This is a genomic window from Deferribacter desulfuricans SSM1 (assembly GCF_000010985.1).
Classification (GTDB): Bacteria; Chrysiogenota; Deferribacteres; order Deferribacterales; family Deferribacteraceae; genus Deferribacter; species Deferribacter desulfuricans.
Genome location: NC_013939.1, coordinates 248,243 through 264,702, shown reverse-complemented (window position 1 = coordinate 264,702; position 16,460 = coordinate 248,243). Strand labels below are relative to the sequence as shown.

The 16,460-nt window shown below is 32.9% G+C and carries 21 protein-coding genes; 20 read left to right on the top strand and 1 reads right to left on the bottom strand.

Annotated features, from left to right (window positions below; translation table 11 throughout):
• Window positions 1-7: 7 nt before the first annotated feature.
• From argB to rpsI, 14 genes are all read left to right on the top strand, one after another.
• On the top strand, window positions 8-886 hold the full coding sequence (gene argB, locus DEFDS_RS01330) for an acetylglutamate kinase (protein ID WP_013007017.1): 879 nt from the start codon (window positions 8-10) through the stop codon (window positions 884-886).
• Window positions 883-1,482, top strand: coding sequence for a protein-L-isoaspartate(D-aspartate) O-methyltransferase (locus DEFDS_RS01325; protein WP_013007016.1), 600 nt, complete (start codon window positions 883-885; stop codon window positions 1,480-1,482). Before argB ends, DEFDS_RS01325 begins: the two co-directional genes overlap by 4 nt.
• A gap of 48 nt (window positions 1,483-1,530) precedes the next feature.
• Complete coding sequence (locus tag DEFDS_RS01320; RefSeq protein ID WP_013007015.1) at window positions 1,531-1,968, top strand: TIGR00725 family protein; 438 nt, start codon at window positions 1,531-1,533, stop codon at window positions 1,966-1,968.
• Window positions 1,968-2,864 carry a sigma-70 family RNA polymerase sigma factor gene (locus DEFDS_RS01315; RefSeq protein ID WP_013007014.1) on the top strand — a complete coding sequence of 299 codons (897 nt, stop codon included), beginning with the start codon at window positions 1,968-1,970 and terminating at the stop codon, window positions 2,862-2,864. Before DEFDS_RS01320 ends, DEFDS_RS01315 begins: the two co-directional genes overlap by 1 nt.
• Complete coding sequence (locus tag DEFDS_RS01310; RefSeq protein ID WP_013007013.1) at window positions 2,861-4,051, top strand: M24 family metallopeptidase; 1,191 nt, start codon at window positions 2,861-2,863, stop codon at window positions 4,049-4,051. The genes DEFDS_RS01315 and DEFDS_RS01310 overlap by 4 nt, the downstream gene beginning before the upstream one ends.
• 10 nt (window positions 4,052-4,061) lie before the next feature.
• Complete coding sequence (locus DEFDS_RS01305; RefSeq protein WP_013007012.1) at window positions 4,062-5,594, top strand: AAA family ATPase; 1,533 nt, start codon at window positions 4,062-4,064, stop codon at window positions 5,592-5,594.
• 69 nt (window positions 5,595-5,663) lie between these two features.
• Entirely contained in the window at window positions 5,664-7,007 is a 1,344-nt protein-coding gene (gene ffh, locus DEFDS_RS01300; protein ID WP_013007011.1) for a signal recognition particle protein, read from the top strand.
• 14 nt (window positions 7,008-7,021) lie between these two features.
• Window positions 7,022-7,300 carry a 30S ribosomal protein S16 gene (rpsP, locus tag DEFDS_RS01295; RefSeq protein ID WP_013007010.1) on the top strand — a complete coding sequence of 93 codons (279 nt, stop codon included), beginning with the start codon at window positions 7,022-7,024 and terminating at the stop codon, window positions 7,298-7,300.
• 15 nt (window positions 7,301-7,315) lie between these two features.
• Complete coding sequence (locus DEFDS_RS01290; protein ID WP_013007009.1) at window positions 7,316-7,546, top strand: KH domain-containing protein; 231 nt, start codon at window positions 7,316-7,318, stop codon at window positions 7,544-7,546.
• Between the two features lie 38 nt (window positions 7,547-7,584).
• The gene (gene rimM, locus DEFDS_RS01285) at window positions 7,585-8,097 is read left to right on the top strand and encodes a ribosome maturation factor RimM (protein ID WP_041223539.1); all 513 of its coding nucleotides are present in this window, start codon (window positions 7,585-7,587) and stop codon (window positions 8,095-8,097) included.
• Entirely contained in the window at window positions 8,084-9,349 is a 1,266-nt protein-coding gene (gene trmD, locus DEFDS_RS01280; protein ID WP_013007007.1) for a tRNA (guanosine(37)-N1)-methyltransferase TrmD, read from the top strand. The genes rimM and trmD overlap by 14 nt, the downstream gene beginning before the upstream one ends.
• Before the next feature lie 11 nt (window positions 9,350-9,360).
• Complete coding sequence (gene rplS / locus DEFDS_RS01275; RefSeq protein WP_013007006.1) at window positions 9,361-9,708, top strand: 50S ribosomal protein L19; 348 nt, start codon at window positions 9,361-9,363, stop codon at window positions 9,706-9,708.
• Window positions 9,709-9,720: 12 nt separating this feature from the next.
• On the top strand, window positions 9,721-10,146 hold the full coding sequence (rplM, locus tag DEFDS_RS01270; protein ID WP_013007005.1) for a 50S ribosomal protein L13: 426 nt from the start codon (window positions 9,721-9,723) through the stop codon (window positions 10,144-10,146).
• Between the two features lie 11 nt (window positions 10,147-10,157).
• Window positions 10,158-10,547, top strand: a complete 390-nt coding sequence (gene rpsI, locus DEFDS_RS01265; protein WP_013007004.1) for a 30S ribosomal protein S9 — start codon at window positions 10,158-10,160, stop codon at window positions 10,545-10,547.
• Window positions 10,548-10,587: 40 nt separating this feature from the next.
• Here rpsI and DEFDS_RS01260 read toward each other — a convergent pair whose 3' ends face one another.
• Window positions 10,588-11,298: a hypothetical protein gene (locus DEFDS_RS01260; protein WP_153801452.1), complete on the bottom strand. Its 711-nt coding sequence runs from the start codon at window positions 11,296-11,298 to the stop codon at window positions 10,588-10,590.
• 56 nt (window positions 11,299-11,354) lie between these two features.
• Here DEFDS_RS01260 and DEFDS_RS01255 point away from each other — a divergent pair, with 56 nt between their 5' ends.
• From DEFDS_RS01255 to DEFDS_RS01235, 6 genes are all read left to right on the top strand, one after another.
• Window positions 11,355-11,834, top strand: a complete 480-nt coding sequence (locus tag DEFDS_RS01255; protein WP_013007002.1) for a 4Fe-4S dicluster domain-containing protein — start codon at window positions 11,355-11,357, stop codon at window positions 11,832-11,834.
• A gap of 1 nt (window position 11,835) precedes the next feature.
• Window positions 11,836-11,961, top strand: coding sequence for an aldehyde ferredoxin oxidoreductase N-terminal domain-containing protein (locus DEFDS_RS13290; protein WP_153801451.1), 126 nt, complete (start codon window positions 11,836-11,838; stop codon window positions 11,959-11,961).
• A gap of 85 nt (window positions 11,962-12,046) precedes the next feature.
• Window positions 12,047-13,258, top strand: a complete 1,212-nt coding sequence (locus tag DEFDS_RS12825) for an IS256 family transposase (RefSeq protein WP_013007001.1) — start codon at window positions 12,047-12,049, stop codon at window positions 13,256-13,258.
• Complete coding sequence (locus DEFDS_RS01245; protein ID WP_231841022.1) at window positions 13,259-14,956, top strand: aldehyde ferredoxin oxidoreductase family protein; 1,698 nt, start codon at window positions 13,259-13,261, stop codon at window positions 14,954-14,956. It abuts the gene before it with no gap.
• Between the two features lie 15 nt (window positions 14,957-14,971).
• On the top strand, window positions 14,972-15,211 hold the full coding sequence (locus DEFDS_RS01240) for a MoaD/ThiS family protein (RefSeq protein ID WP_041223537.1): 240 nt from the start codon (window positions 14,972-14,974) through the stop codon (window positions 15,209-15,211).
• A 1-nt stretch (window position 15,212) separates the two neighbouring features.
• Complete coding sequence (locus tag DEFDS_RS01235; RefSeq protein WP_013007000.1) at window positions 15,213-16,442, top strand: NAD(P)/FAD-dependent oxidoreductase; 1,230 nt, start codon at window positions 15,213-15,215, stop codon at window positions 16,440-16,442.
• Window positions 16,443-16,460 lie beyond the last annotated feature (18 nt).

The window sequence follows — 16,460 nt, the reverse complement described above, 5'->3', positions numbered from 1 at the left end:
GGTTATCATGGAAAAACTTATTGAGAAAGCAAATATTCTTATTGAAGCCCTCCCTTATATCAGAAAATTTGCAGGCAAAACTATAGTGATAAAATATGGCGGGCACGCAATGGTTGATGAAAAACTGAAAAGTTGTTTCGCGCAAGATATAACACTTTTAAAGTTTGTAGGGATAAATGTAGTAATAGTCCATGGAGGCGGGCCACAAATAGGTGAAATGTTAAAAAAACTACATATAGATTCAAAATTTGTTTCCGGTATGCGTGTTACAGATAAAGAAACTATGAATATAGTTGAAATGGTTTTGGCTGGTAGCGTTAATAAAGAGATTGTAAAATTAATCAACAAGCATGGTGGAAAAGCCATTGGGCTGTCTGGTAAGGATGGTAACTTAATTAAAGCCAAAAAACTTCTCATCAAGAAAAATGATAAATTTATAAAAACACCAGAAATTATAGATATTGGACATGTGGGATTAGTAGAAGAAGTTAACACAAGCGTTTTAGAAAATATAACCAAAAATTTTATCCCCGTGATAGCACCTGTTGGTGTTGATGAAAATTTTGAGACCTATAATATCAATGCTGATCTTGTTGCTTCTAGTGTAGCAAAATTTTTAAAAGCAGAAAAACTCATACTTTTGACTGACGTCCAAGGAGTTCTTGATAAAAACAAAAAACTTATAAGCACTATCAAAATATCTGAAATAGAAGAGTTAAAAAATAACGGAACACTTACAGGTGGTATGATTCCAAAAATTGATGCATGTAAGGATGCTGTGGAAAATGGGGTATCAAAAGCACATATTATTGATGGTAGAATAACTCACTCAGTTCTTTTAGAGCTATTTACAGATTCTGGAATTGGAACTCAGGTGATAAAATGAGAATCCCAGAATATTTTCTAAAAGAAATAATTGCTCCTGCCTGTAATAACGAGCGAATTGTAGAAGCCTTTAAAAAAGTCCCAAGACATCTTTTCATAGATGATGCTTTAATAAAACTAGCTTATAAAGATGATGCTCTCCCAATAGGTTATGGTCAGACAATTTCAAAGCCATCAACTGTAGCTAAAATGACAGCTATTTTAGATCCACAACCTAATGACAAAGTTTTGGAAATAGGCACAGGTTCTGGATTTCAAGCAGCTATCCTTTCTAAACTCGTTTCAGAAGTTTATACTGTAGAAAGGATCCCAGCATTATACAGAAGGGCAACAACAATCATTAGAAAGCTTTATATACATAATGTAAAGTTTAAAATAGATAACGGTAAAGTTGGCTGGGAAGAATACGCCCCTTATGATAAAATCATTGTCACCGCTGGAGCTGAATTATTACCTGAAGAGTTGCTAAATCAATTAAAAGATGGTGGTAGATTAGTTATCCCAATAAATAATACTTTAAAATTATATATAAAAGAGAGTAACAAACTTATTAAAAAAAATATTTCTGAATGTAAGTTCGTCAAATTTGTTTTTTAAGATACTTTAATTATTGACGAAATAACAAAAAAATATTAACTCTATTATGTGAAAACTGTATCAATAATCGGACAATCAATCTATAACGAAGAAATCTGTCAGATTGCAGAAACAACTGGTGAAATAATGGCTCAAAAAGGTTATGCCGTAACCACTGGTGGTTTAAGTGGGGTAATGGAATATGCTTTAAAAGGGGCTAAAAATTACAACGGTATCACAATAGGGATCATACCATCTTACAATAAAAATGACGCTAATAAATATTGTGATATAATTATCCCTACAGGACTAAATCACGCTAGAAATATTTTAGTTGTGTCATCAGGTGATATTGTTATCTCAATTGGGGGAGAATTTGGAACAGTTTCTGAAATTGCTATTGCACTAAAAATGAATAAACCTTTATACAGCTATAAATCACCTTTTGACCACAAAAATAATTTTTTAGATAAATACCAATTTTTACAGACTATAAGAGCGTTATAATGGACTTTGAATTAGATAAAGAACTTGAAAACATAGAGGAAATTACAAATGACGTACCTACAGATGATTTAGAATCCATAACAATCTATTTAAACGAAATAATAAAATATCCAACCCTTTCAAAAGAGGAAGAGATAGAGCTTTCTAAAAGGATTGAACAAGGGGATGAGGAAGCAAAAAACTTAATGATTAATTGTAACCTTAAACTTGTCGTTTCAATAGCCAAAAAATACAACAATAGAGGTTTACAATTAATAGATTTAATTAATGAAGGGAATATAGGTTTGATAAAAGCTGTAGAAAAATTTGATTATAGAAAAGGGTTTAAATTTAGCACATATGCTACCTGGTGGATAAGACAAGCAATAGAACGTGCTCTTGTTAATCAAACGAAAATGGTCAGAATACCTGTTCATATGAACGAAAATATTAACAAAGTAAAAAAAGCTACAGAAAAATTGAGGAGAAAGTTAAAAAGAGAGCCCACCCTGTTTGAACTTTCAACAGAGTGTAATATGTCTCTTTTAACAATACAAAAAACTATAGACGCAATGCAGCAAAATATTTCAATAGATGGCACAATAAATGAAGATGACAATAGCACATTACACGACATACTCCCTGACCCTGAAAGTAAAGCCGACCCATTTAAAAAGATTGTTCAAGAAAAAAACAGAGAATTAATAATGAACTGGATCGAATGCTTAAATGAAAACGAAAAAGAACTTATCATAAAAAGATTTGGGCTTGATGGTAAAGAACCTGAAACATTGGATAAGATTGGGAAAAGATTAGGTGTTACAAGAGAAAGGGTGAGACAGATTGAAAAACGGATATTAACAAAACTTAGAAATCATTTAAAAACTAAAAACATAAAGCTGGAGGAACTCTTATGATTAAAACGCCTAAAAATGAATTGATTAGAAGACTAGATTTTTTTAAAAATGCTATGAACAGATTTGAGCCAGAATGGGAGATTGCTGTTTTATTTGATAAAATAAATATTTTCTATTTTACAGGGACTATGCAAAATGGTACCCTTTTTATACAACGAGATGGAGATTCGTATTTTTTTATTAGAAGAAACTTTGATAGAGCTGTTGCAGAATCAGAGTTTGAAAATTTAATACCCATAAAAAGTTTTAGAGACATACATCAATATATTAAAAAGATACCCGAAACAGTTTATATTAGCAAAGATTCCACACCTATTTCCGTTTTTGAAAGATTTAATAAGTATTTCAATTTTAAAACAGTTAAATCATCTGACTTAGCAATAAACTATACAAGATCTATCAAAAGCGATTATGAAATGCAATTTATCTTGGAAGCGGGAAAAATACATCAGATTACAAAAGAAGAAATAGTTCCCAAGCTTTTAGTAGAAGGTATGACCGAATTTGATTTTGCTAGGCTCCTTTTAAACGAAATGTTAAAGCTTGGGCACCAAGGTATAACCAGAATAAAATCATTTAACGGTGAACTTTATCTTGGAAATATATGTTTTGGTGAAAATTCAAACTATTTCAACTCATTTGATGGCCCTGGCGGTTTAAAAGGGGTATGTCCAGCTGTGCCTCTGTTTGGAAACAGAGAAACTATATTAACAAAGGACATGCTTGTTCATGTAGATACTGCCTGTGGTTATATGGGATATTATACAGATAAAACATCTATATATTTCACAGGCAAAACACCTAGTCATGTATTGGATCAACACAAAAAATGCGTTGAAATTCAAAATATGGTTGCTGAAATGTTAAAACCTGGAAATACCCCCGCAGAAATTTATGAAAAAGTGATGTCTAAATTAGATGACGACTTTTTATATGGATTTATGGGTTATAAATCTAATCAGGTCAAATTTTTAGGACACGGTATAGGTCTTCATGTTGATGAATTTCCAGCAATAGCAAAAGGTTTTGAACTACCTTTGGAAGAAAATATGGTTTTAGCTGTAGAACCAAAGAAAAGTATAGATGGAGTTGGAATGGTGGGTCCAGAAAATACATACATAGTTACAAAAAACGGTGGGAAATGTATTACAGGAACAATTCATAATATAATAGAAGTTTTTATTTAGTGTAAATCTCGTGAAATTAGCTCTAAATACAGAATTTAAAAAAGCTATAGACCTTGCTACAAACTCATCAAAGAACCTTTTTATAACAGGAAAAGCTGGCACTGGGAAATCAACCTTTTTAAAATATCTTATAAATGAACTACTCTTCGATGCCGTAGTTCTTGCACCCACTGGAGTTGCAGCAATAAATATAGGTGGAGAAACTATACACTCTTTTTTCAATTTTCCTATAAATATTACTCCTGATAAAATCCCCGATTTATTTATATATGATTATGAGATATATAAATATGTGAATACAATCATTATTGACGAAATCTCTATGGTAAGAGCTGACTTATTAGATTGCATAGACCTGTTTTTAAAAAGGGTCAAAAATCCTAAGCTCCCATTTGGTGGCACAAAGATGATATTTATTGGGGACTTATATCAACTCCCTCCAGTTTTAACTAACCATCAAAAAAAAGCTTTTAATATGGAATATGAGTCACCTTATTTCTTCAGTGCAAAAGTTTTTAAAGAAATGGATATGGAGTTTATTGAATTTGAAACGATTTACAGACAATCTGATAAACTTTTCATCGATATATTAAATAGAATCCGCAATAATACAGTCACCGACGAAGATATCAAAATTATAAATTCAAGAGTACAGGATAAAATAGATAATGACGATGGATATATTTACATAACTACGGTCAACAAAAAAGCTGAAGAAATAAATAATCAAAAGCTTGATAAACTCAAAGGGAAATTATACAAACTAAATGGAACACTAAAAGGTAATTTTGATGAAAATAGCCTCCCTACCCCAAAAAATCTACACTTAAAAATAGGAGCTCAGGTTATGCTTTTAAATAATGCTCCTGATAGGATGTGGGTAAATGGAACAATTGGCACAATAACTAATATCTTCCCTGATGAGATGATAATAGAACTTGCACTTGAAAATGGTAATATTGTTGAAATAACACCTTTTAAATGGGATATGATAAAATTTACATACGACAAAAAAGAAAAAAAGATGTTAAGTGAAACTATAGGCTCTTACACACAATTTCCTCTAAAACTTGCTTATGCAATAACGGTACATAAAAGCCAAGGGAAAACTTTTCACAAAGTTATCATTGACACCAGCAGACATTTTTTTGCACCAGGCCAGTTTTATGTTGCATTGAGCAGGTGTACCTCACTAGATGGTATCATCCTTACAAAAAAAATAACTAAAAATAGTATCATATTAGATAAAAAAGTTGTTAACTTTCTAACAAATTTTCAATATCAACTTTCTGAAAAGAAGACCCCTTTAGAAGAAAAAATAAGTATCTTAAAAAGAGCTATAGAAAGAAATTCCCCTTTAGAAATTGTTTATCTAAAAACAAAAGATGAAAAATCAAAAAGGGTAATAATACCAAAAGAGGTGGGGGAAATGGTATATTCAGGTAAATCTTTTATGGGACTTAAAGGGTTTTGTACAATGAGAAATGATGAGCGAGTTTTTCGAATAGATAGAATTTTAGAAATAAAAGAAATAAATGATTGACAATTTTTTTTTAGTAGGTTAATTAGTTTTTTCTGCAAAATTAAATAAGTGGCAGGTGATAGGAGTTTTATGTTTGCTACACTGCATGATAAGTTGAATGCCGTCTTTAAAAAGATAAAAGGACAGGCAAAAATAACTGAAGATAATATAAAAGATGCTGTAAAACAAGTAAGGTTAGCCCTTCTTGAAGCCGATGTTAACTATAAAGTAGTCAAAAAATTTATATCCGCTGTCCAAGAAAAAGCCCTTGGCGAAGAAGTACTTAAAAGTTTAACCCCTGACCAAGTTTTCATAAAAATAGTTCACGACGAATTAGTAAATGTTTTAGGTGGTGACGACCAATCCACCAAAATAAAGCTCAACCCTATCCCTCCCACAAAAATCATGCTTGTTGGTCTTCAAGGTTCTGGTAAAACCACCACTGCAGGTAAATTGGCTAAATATTTCCAAAAAAATGGCAAAGATGTCTTATTGGTTGCTGATGATATTTATAGACCTGCAGCAATTGACCAGTTAGAGATTTTAGGTAAACAACTAAAAGTTGATGTTTTTTCTAAAAGGGATGAGCAAGACGCTGTAAAGATAGCAAAAGAAGCAGTACAACATGCTAAGTCTGCTGCCAAAGATGTAGTGATTATAGACACCGCTGGCCGCCTTCACATAGATGAAACATTGATGGAAGAACTCAAAAATATCAAAGAAGCTATAAATCCTGATGAAATTCTGTTTGTAGCTGATGCCATGACTGGCCAGGACGCTGTTAATGTAGCAAAAACATTTAATGAAATGTTAGATATAACTGGTGTCATTCTCACAAAGTTAGATGGTGATGCAAGGGGTGGTGCTGCATTATCTATCAGAGAAGTTACTGGTAAACCATTAAAATTTGTTGGTACTGGTGAAAAATTAGATGCTTTTGAGCCTTTTTATCCTGACAGGATGGCATCCAGAATTTTGGGGATGGGTGATATCGTAACACTTGTGGAAATGGCTCAGGACGCAATAGAAGAGGATGAAGCAGAAAAATTAGCCACAAAAATACAGAAAAAAGGACTTGACTTTAACGATATGCTTCAACAAATGAAAATGATAAAAAAAATGGGTTCATTTGAAAGTATCTTAAAACTACTACCAGGATTTTCTGGCCTTGGAAATATTGATGTGGATGAAAGTAATTTTAAAAGAATTGAAGCTATTATAAACTCAATGACACCACTAGAACGAACTAATTATAAAATTTTAAATGCAAGTAGAAAAAGACGTATAGCAAAAGGTAGTGGCACATCAGTTTCTGAAGTAAACAAATTAATACAACAACTTCAACAAATGAATAAAATGATGAAAAAATTCAAAAAACAGTTTTCAGGCAAAGATAAAATAGACAAAAATATGTTAAAAAATCTTTTTAGATAAAAGGAGGTGCTTTAGTGGCAACAAAAATAAGATTAATGAGAATGGGAAGAAAAAAGAGACCTTTTTACAGGGTAGTTGTAGCTGACAGCAGAGCAAAAAGGGATGGTAAATATGTTGAATCTTTAGGATATTACAATCCATTGACAGATCCAGCAGAAATAAAAATTGATGCCGAAAAAGCTTTAGAATGGCTCAAAAAAGGTGCTATCCCAACAGATACTGCAAGAAGCTTACTTTCAAAAGTGGGCGTTATGGCAAAGTTCCATGAATACAAATTCCCAAAGAAAAGCTAATAGCGGAGGTGTAATGTGAAAGAATTAGTAGAATTCATCGTTAAGTCATTTGTGGATCATCCTGACAAGGTAGTTGTGGAAGAAGTTGAAGGGGAAAAAACAACTGTAATCGAATTGAAAGTAGACCCTGCTGATCTTGGTAAAGTAATCGGTAGACAGGGGAGAACAGCAAGAGCAATCAGAACAATCTTAGGCGCTGCTGGTATCAAAAGAGGCAAAAGAGTAGTTTTAGAAATACTTGAATAATAAAAAGCCCTCAATTGAGGGCTTTATTTTTCTATAAAATGGATTACATAAAAATCGGTATAATAAAGAATTCTCACGGTTTAGATGGTGAAGTAAAAGTTTTGCCAGTGACGGAGTATCCAGAGTTATTTGAGACATTAGAAGTTTTGATGCTGGCAAAAGAGACAGAAATTGTTAAAGCTTTAAGAGTTAGCTCTGTGAGACAACACAATGAGTTTTATCTCATCAAATTTGAAAATATTGACGATATAGAAACAGCTAAAAAGTTATCCGGATATAATATAATGTATCCAGCAAATCTTTTGCCTGAGCTTGATGAAAATGAATACTATTGGTTTGAGATAAAAGGGTTTAAGGTTTTTGATATGGAAAACAACTTTGTTGGAGAGCTGGAAGATTATGAAGAGACTGGTAGCGTGGAAGCTTTTAGAATAAAAAGTGAAAACGAATATTTTTTAATCTCCAACAACCCATATCACGTTTTAAAAATAGACAAAATAAACAAAAGAATTGTAATTAATAGGGACGGTTTAATTAGTGAAGACATTTAATGTTTTAACAATTTTCCCAGATATGTTTAAATCTCCTTTTGAATTAGGCGTTCTTTCAAAGGGGATTGAAAAGGGGCTGTTTAAAATAAACCCAATAAATTTGCGCGATTTTGCAGAAGATAAACACAAAATGACCGACGACTATCAATATGGTGGCGGTGCTGGCCTTGTAATGAAACCAGAACCTATTGTTAGAGCTGCAAGAAAATTAAAATCAACAGAAAACTCGCATATTATTTTGCTGGATCCAAGGGGTAAAACATTTAATCAACAAAAAGCAGAAGAACTTTTACAATATGAAAGTTTAACATTCATCTGTGGGAGATATGAAGGGGTTGACGAAAGAGTCCGAAACCTTGTTGTAGATGAAGAGATTTCGTTAGGTGATTTTATTATAACTGGTGGCGAGCTTGCTGCAATGGTTATAATAGATGCAGTTGCAAGATTGATTTCAGGTGTATTGGGAGATGAAACATCAACTCAAGAAGAATCTTTTTTAAAAGGTTTATTAGAATACCCTCACTATACGAGACCTCATGAGTTTGAAGGTTTAAAGGTACCAAAAATTTTAATTTCTGGACATCATCAAAAAATAAATGAGTGGAGATTGGAAAAATCTATAAAAACTACTTTACAAAACAGAGTTGATTTGATAAAAAAGTCTGCTCTGGATAGTGATGTTTTGTCCAGAATAAAAAAAAGGCGTAGGTTATACGTGGGTTTGATGCATTACCCAATGTATGACAAAGAAAAAAATATCGTTGCAACAGCAATAACTAATATGGATTTACATGATATTTCCAGAAGTTGCAAAACTTTTGGAGTGAGAAATTATTATGTGATAAATCCCTTGCCTGCTCAAAGGGAGATTGCTAATAGGGTATTGAAGCACTGGAGAGAAGGTTACGGTGCTACTTACAATGAAAATAGAAAAGAGGCTTTCGGAGTTACAAAAGTAAAGGAAAGCCTGATTGAAGTTATAGATGAAATAGAAAAAGCAGAAGGGGAAAAACCCTTGTTGGTTGGTACCACTGCAAGAAAAAGAGATGATGCAGTAAGCTTTGATGAGCTGAAAAAATTGACTTTTGAAAAGCCAGTTTTACTGCTATTTGGTACCGGTTGGGGTTTTTCAGACGATATGCTTGAGGTTTGCGATTATATATTGGAAAGAATCAAAGGGTATGATGAATTTAATCACCTTTCAGTAAGAAGTGCGGTTGCTATAATATTAGATAGGTTAAATATAAATTAGGAGGATATATCATGAAAAACAAATTCATAGAAGCTGTAGAGCAGGAATTTATGACAAGACAGCTTCCAGAATTTAGACCTGGAGATACTGTGAGAGTACATTTTAGAATTGTAGAGGGTAACAGAGAAAGAGTTCAGCCTTTTGAAGGTGTTGTTATTAGAATGCACAGAAATGGTGCATCTTCAACTTTCACAGTAAGAAAAGTTACAAATAATGTTGGTGTAGAAAGAACATTCCCTTACTATTCACCAAGAATTGAAAAATTAGAAGTTGTGAGAAAAGGTAGAGTAAGAAGAGCTAAGCTTTACTACTTAAGAGCACTTAGAGGAAAAGCTGCAAGAATTAAAGAAAGAAGATAAAGAGGTGGTTAGATGAAAACAACATGGGCAAAACCAGATATTGAAAAGAAATGGTATTTAGTAGATGCTGAAGGGAAAACGCTTGGTAGATTAGCATCTAAGATAGCAAAAATCTTAATGGGGAAAAATAAACCTATCTATACACCTTTTATTGATACTGGTGATTTTGTAGTTGTAATTAATGCTGATAAAATTCATGTAACTGGAGATAAGCTTAAATCAAAAATCTATTACAGGCATTCTGGTTATTTAGGTGGATTAAAACAACGTACATTAGAAGAGATGCTTGATAAAAAACCGGAAGAAGTTTTAAGGTTAGCTGTAAAAAGGATGTTGCCTAAAAACAGATTAGGTAGAAAAATGCTCAAAAAATTAAAAATTTATGCTTCAAATGAGCACCCTCATGCAGCTCAACAACCAGAAAAGATAGAGCTTTAGGAGGAAAATAAATGGCTGAGTATTTTTACGGAACAGGAAGAAGAAAAACATCGGTAGCAAGAGTATTTTTAAAACCAGGTAACGGCAATATCACAGTAAATGGTAAACCATTGGATGAATATTTTGAGCGTCCAACATTAAAAATGATTCTGATGCAACCATTAGAAACCGTAAATGCAACTAATAAATTTGACCTTTACATTACTGTAAAAGGTGGTGGTAAATCAGGGCAAGCTGGTGCAATCAGACATGGTATAGCTAGAGCGCTTGTTGCATACAATGAAGATTTTAGATCTCCATTGAAGAAAAAAGGTTTTCTTACAAGAGATCCACGTATGGTGGAAAGAAAGAAATACGGAAAACCAAAAGCAAGAAAAAGCCCTCAATTCTCAAAACGTTAATATTAATAATAAATCAAGGGTGTTGTATTACAACACCCTTTTATTTAATAGATTTTTTATATACTTTTATCGTATCGTTGAAACCAGGAAAAGAGTATTTAAGTTTTTCCTCATAAAGTTTTTGATTTTTATAGTTTTCAAAAAATAACTTGTTACTCGTAACTTTGTAATCAACATCGCTGATTACGATAAGATAACTATTTTTTCTCATTGCCTCAAAACAACTAACTAAAAATTCATCTTCTGGTGGTGGCCAATTGATCAAAACAGTTGATGGTTTTTCATTTCTAATAACTTCAACTGCGTCCTCTCTTTCCACTTTTATCGGCAATTCTTTTTCAAAAAGCTTATCCCAAGAATAGTTATCAATAGCTTTTGATATCCCAACCCCATATCTACTCAAATAAAATGAAAGCCAACCACTTCCAGCTGCAACTTCATAAATAGATTCATTTGAATATTTTTTTAAAATGTGAGCCAATTGTAAAATATTTTCTACACATAAGGGGAAATAAGAATATCTCACATATTCTTGCCTAAACAATGTTGCAACCTGAGGTGGACAATTTTTAATCTCATTAAACAGTTTTTTAAATATATCGCAACTTACAAGTTCTTTTCTTACAAACAAAGTCACAAAAACATTTTTAATTAACTCGATTAAATCTAATTTATTGTTATTTATAAAATAATATAAAGGATTAACTATTTCTTTTTGAATATTTTCTAATTTTTTTTGAAAATCTTCCATAACTATGTTATAATTTACGTTGAGGTAATTTTCAATAAACAAAAGGGAGGTCCCCTATGCAAAAACTAATCAGAGTAGAACCAGAAAAGTGTATCGGCTGTAAGTCATGCGAGCTTGCATGCTCCTTCAAACACACAGGTGAATTTGCTCCATCAAAATCAAGAATTGTAAATGAGGTATTTTTGGAAGAAGCTGTCTTTATAACTGCAACATGTATGCAATGCGATGAACCATGGTGTCTAAAAGCATGTCCAAAAGGAGCTATTGAGAAAAATCCAGATACAGGTGTTGTATATGTTTTGGATGAAAAATGTGTTGGATGTAGAACATGTGTCAGTGCATGCCCATTTGGTATGATTAAATATGCTCCATGGAAGATGAAAGCCGATAAATGTAATTTATGTGGTGAAGATTATCCAGAGTGTGTAGCCTTCTGTCCAACTGGATGTCTTACTTATAGTGAAGAGGATACTGCAACACGTAATAAAATCAAAAAATTTATCAATGTGTTAAAAGAAGGGACCATGGAGGTGTAATATGTACGGTTGGATTGGAAAAATATTAAGAGTTAATTTGACTGATAGAACCTACAAAATAGAAGATTTAAACTTTGACTGGGCAAAAAAATTTATAGGCGGTAGAGGTCTTGCTGGTAGTGTATAAGAATTTTGTGTAAGGATTGCAAAAGAGGTATACCTCCTGTAATCTACTTAACCCCATAAAAAAGAAAAAGGAGGAGGTATACCCCATGAATAATTATAATTTAGCTGAATTATTTGAAAAAAGAAAGGATATTAGAGAAATTTTTATGGAATTTATGTCAAAACAGTTTGTTAATTTTTTAGAAAAGCTTGGAGAAATAGAAAGAGAGGTCCACTGTTCATTAAATGCTGATAGTAAGAATGGATATTATACACGCAATTTTAATACAATTTTTGGTAAAGTAGAAGGGGTAAAAATACCAAGGACACGAAAGATAAAATTTCAGCCATCATTTTTAGAGCCATATAAACGTACAACGTTTGAATTAGATGATATAGTGATATCAATGTATCAGGGAGGTTGTTCAACCAGGGATATAGTGCGAACATTAGAGAATTTACTTGGTCAGAAGTATTCTCCAAAGTGGGTGAGCAAGATAACTGATGATATTTTGGAAGAGTTGGAAAAATATCACAACAGAAGATTTGAACAATGGTATCCGATTTTGTTTATAGATGGCACATATTTAAAATTGAAAAGGGGTACGGTATCAAGTGAGGTTATATACACAGTTATGGGAATTGATGAGGATGGTCATAAAGAGATTCTTGCATTTTACACATTTGGTGGTAGTGGAGAAAGTGCATTAAACTGGAAGGAATTGCTATATGAGCTTAGGGAGAGAGGGTTACAGGAGCCAATATTAGTTGTAGCAGATGGTTTAAAAGGTATCAAAGAAGCAGTACTTGAGGTTTATCCTAAAGCAGATTTTCAGACTTGCGTAGTTCACAAAGTGCGGAGCTCATTATCCAAGGTACGCAAGCGGGATGAGAGTGCTGTAACTGAAGATATGAAAAACATATACATGCAAGAGAATGAAGAGGAATTTTTAAGGAATTTTGAGATATTTCGCAGGAACTGGTCATATAAATATCCAGAGATGGTTGCATCATGGGAAAGGGATTTGCCAGAGTTGATGACTTATTTGAAATATCCAGCTCTAATGAGACCATATATTTACACTACAAATCCTTTGGAGAGGTTTCATAAGGAGGTTAAAAGACGATCTAAGGTAATTGAAGTATTTAATGATAAGAAAGCGTTAGAAAAGGTAGTATTTTTAGTGATATTGGAGATGAATGGTAGTTATAGAACCCGTAAGATGAAACATTGGAACTATTTTTTAATAGTATTGAAGAATAAGAGAGTTGAGAAATATGGTAGATTACAGGAGGATAAAAATCTTACACAAAATTAGTTGCACTATGGTCTTGCTTCTAAATATTTATCAGAAGAAATTGATCCAAAAGTTGATCCATTGTCACCAGAGAATAAACTTATTATGGCAACAGGCCCCCTAACAGGGACACTTGGTGCTGCAAACGGAAGATACATGGTGGTAACAAAGGCACCTCTAACAGGGACAATCGCTTCTTCAAATTCTGGTGGCTATTTCCCTTCTGAAATGAAATATGCTGGATATGATATGATTATTTTCGAAGGTAAAGCTGATAAACCTGTTTACGTAGCAATCTATAATGATAAAGTAGAAATAAGAGATGCTTCTCATATTTGGGGTAAAACTACCGATCAAACAGAAGATATAATCAGAAATGAATTCCATCAAGATGCTAAAATCGCATCAATTGGACCTGCTGGAGAAAAACTTGTAAAATTCGCGTGTGTCATCAATGATAAACACAGAGCTGCAGGAAGAACCGGTGTTGGTGCTGTAATGGGTAGCAAAAACTTAAAAGCTGTTGCTATTAGAGGAACCGGTGGTGTAAAGATAGCTAAAAAAGCTGAATATAGAACCGCTGCTTTCAACGCATATAGATTATTAAAAGAATCTCCTGTAACCTCTAAAGGTTTGCCAAAATATGGTACAGCTGTTTTAGTAAATGTAATCAACGAAAATGGGCTTTTACCTACCAAAAATTTCCAGTTTGATACTTTTGAAGGAGCACCAGAAATTTCAGGGGAAAAACTTGCTCAAACATATTTGAAAAGAAATAAGGCATGTATGGGATGTATTATAGCATGCGGTAGAGTAACCCAGCTTGCTGGAGATGTTGTAAAAGAAGGGCCAGAATATGAAACTATTTGGGCTTTAGGTGCAGATTGCGGTGTAAGCGATTTGGAAGCAGTCACTAAAGCTAATTACATATGTAATGAATATGGAATGGACCCAATAAGTGCCGGAGCTACTCTTGCATGTGCAATGGAAATGTATGAAAAAGGGTTAATACCAGATTCTGATACCGATATGCCTCTAAGATTTGGTGATCCAAACGTTTTGGTCACAATGATGGAAAAGATGGCTAAAAGAGAAGGTTTTGGTGATAAATTGGCAGAAGGTTCTTATAGACTTGCCGAAATGTATGGTAATGCAAATTACTCCATGAGTGTTAAAAAATTGGAGTTCCCAGCTTATGATGGTAGAGTTGCCCAAGGGATGGCTATAAATTATGCCACAAGCAACAGAGGTGCATGCCATGTTAGAGGTTATCTGATATCACCTGAGATCATGGGTATTCCAGAAAAACTTGACCCTACTTCTACTGAAGGTAAAGCAGAATGGTGTAAAGCATTCCAAGATGTTACAGCTTTGGTTGACTCCAGCGGTATTTGTTTATTTACTACATTTGCAATTACATCTGCCCAAATAACAGATTTCTTAAACGCTGCGTGTGGATTCGACTTTAGTGAAGAATATTATGTCCAGTGCGGAGAAAGAGTTTATAATCTTGAAAGACTGTTTAACCTAAATGCTGGAATAGATCCATCTAAGGATACTCTTCCAAAGAGAATTTTAGAAGAACCTGTACCAGATGGACCGCATAAAGGTAGCGTTGCAAGATTATCAGAAATTTTACCAGAATATTATGCCGTAAGGGGCTGGACAAAAGATGGTATCCCATCTGAAGATAAACTAAAAGAATTGCAGCTTGCATAGGGGGGATTACCTCCTATGCCCTTCATTAAATTTTTAGGAGAACTACAAGAAAAATATGGATTAAAAAAATACAACCAAAACACAAACCTAGAAGCATTATTGAATGATATTTTAGATCCAGATGAAGTTAACAATAAATATTTAAATGTCCTTGTAAATGGTAAAAATATTGGCAAAGAAAAAAATCTCACATTAAAAGAGGATGATATTGTAACTATTTATATCATTGGTGGGACAGGATACCCCGGAGGCTAATATGAAACATTATGATATTGTTGCTTTAGGAAACAGTGCAGCATCACTTAGTTTTGTAACTACTTTGAGAAAATTTAATAATGATAAATCCATTTTAATGGTGGATAGAGAAAATTTGCCTGCTTATTCGAGAGTTTTAACCCCTTATTATGTTGCTAATAAAACAGATAGGGATGGAATATTTATAGTTAACAGTGAATTTTATAAATCGAAAGGGATTGATACTATATTTGGTAAAACTGTAGTTTCGGTTGATTTTGATAAAAGATATGTGCATTTGGATGATGGTGAAATCATCAACTATAAATATCTTTTCATAGGGCTTGGTGCTGAAGCAACCAAAATTGGTTTAGAATCTGACCGAGTTCTAAATTTAAGACACTTAAATGATGCAGATAAATTACATGAACTTTATAAAACTGCAAAAAGCGTTGTCGGATTTGGAGCTGGACTTGTTACCATACCTTTACTTTCCCATTTAAAAGATGATGTAGAAAAATACCTTGTTATTTCCTCTGATAGAGTTTTTTCAAGAGTGGTAGATAAGGATGCAGCATCTATAATTGAAGACACCATGAAAAATAAAGGTGTAAAAATATACAAAAAAGATAATATAAAATCTATTAAGACAAACAAAGAAAATATATCTGTAGAATTAGAAAGCGGAAACTCATTAGTCGCTGATTTTGCAATAATTGGTAAAGGTGTCACACAAAATACCCACATCTTTAAAGATTCTTCATTAAATATTAACTGGGGTATATTGGTTAATGAATATTGTCAAACAAATATCGAAAACGTATATGCTGGAGGAGATATTGCTGAAGATTTAGATTTTATCACAAAGGAATACACAACTCAAGGAAACTGGATAACAGCTGTTGAACACGGTGAAATTGCTGCAAAACACATACTTGGTATTAAAGAAAAATATGATGGAAGTATAAAAAATAACACAACTGAAGTTTTCGGTGTCGAAGTAGCAGTTGTCGGATATTTCAAAGATGATGTAAAAACAGTTACTTTTTATGATCAATCAAGAAGGTATTTCAGAAAACTCTTTTTGGATGAAAATGGGGTTATCATCGGCTGTACTATGGTTGGAGAATCAAATGATGCTGGCATTTACTATGGTTTAATAAAGAGAAGAGTTAAGTTTGATTCATTTTACAAACCTAATAAATTTTATACATTTCCAAAAATACTTTATGCCACTAATTTCATTTCTTAATAAAAAAAAGCGGGCATG

What these genes read in the sequence shown, in the direction of transcription:
- rpsI (WP_013007004.1), top strand. Translation starts at nt 10,158, where the DNA reads ATGGCTGAGTATTTTTACGGAACAGGAAGAAGAAAAACATCGGTAGCA.
- DEFDS_RS01325 (WP_013007016.1), top strand. Translation starts at nt 883, where the DNA reads ATGAGAATCCCAGAATATTTTCTAAAAGAAATAATTGCTCCTGCCTGT.
- rplM (WP_013007005.1), top strand. Translation starts at nt 9,721, where the DNA reads ATGAAAACAACATGGGCAAAACCAGATATTGAAAAGAAATGGTATTTA.
- ffh (WP_013007011.1), top strand. Translation starts at nt 5,664, where the DNA reads ATGTTTGCTACACTGCATGATAAGTTGAATGCCGTCTTTAAAAAGATA.
- DEFDS_RS01255 (WP_013007002.1), top strand. Translation starts at nt 11,355, where the DNA reads ATGCAAAAACTAATCAGAGTAGAACCAGAAAAGTGTATCGGCTGTAAG.
- DEFDS_RS01315 (WP_013007014.1), top strand. Translation starts at nt 1,968, where the DNA reads ATGGACTTTGAATTAGATAAAGAACTTGAAAACATAGAGGAAATTACA.
- argB (WP_013007017.1), top strand. Translation starts at nt 8, where the DNA reads ATGGAAAAACTTATTGAGAAAGCAAATATTCTTATTGAAGCCCTCCCT.
- DEFDS_RS01310 (WP_013007013.1), top strand. Translation starts at nt 2,861, where the DNA reads ATGATTAAAACGCCTAAAAATGAATTGATTAGAAGACTAGATTTTTTT.
- rplS (WP_013007006.1), top strand. Translation starts at nt 9,361, where the DNA reads ATGAAAAACAAATTCATAGAAGCTGTAGAGCAGGAATTTATGACAAGA.
- DEFDS_RS01235 (WP_013007000.1), top strand. Translation starts at nt 15,213, where the DNA reads ATGAAACATTATGATATTGTTGCTTTAGGAAACAGTGCAGCATCACTT.
- DEFDS_RS12825 (WP_013007001.1), top strand. Translation starts at nt 12,047, where the DNA reads ATGAATAATTATAATTTAGCTGAATTATTTGAAAAAAGAAAGGATATT.
- rimM (WP_041223539.1), top strand. Translation starts at nt 7,585, where the DNA reads ATGGATTACATAAAAATCGGTATAATAAAGAATTCTCACGGTTTAGAT.
- DEFDS_RS01260 (WP_153801452.1), bottom strand. Translation starts at nt 11,298, where the DNA reads ATGGAAGATTTTCAAAAAAAATTAGAAAATATTCAAAAAGAAATAGTT.
- DEFDS_RS01240 (WP_041223537.1), top strand. Translation starts at nt 14,972, where the DNA reads ATGCCCTTCATTAAATTTTTAGGAGAACTACAAGAAAAATATGGATTA.
- DEFDS_RS13290 (WP_153801451.1), top strand. Translation starts at nt 11,836, where the DNA reads ATGTACGGTTGGATTGGAAAAATATTAAGAGTTAATTTGACTGATAGA.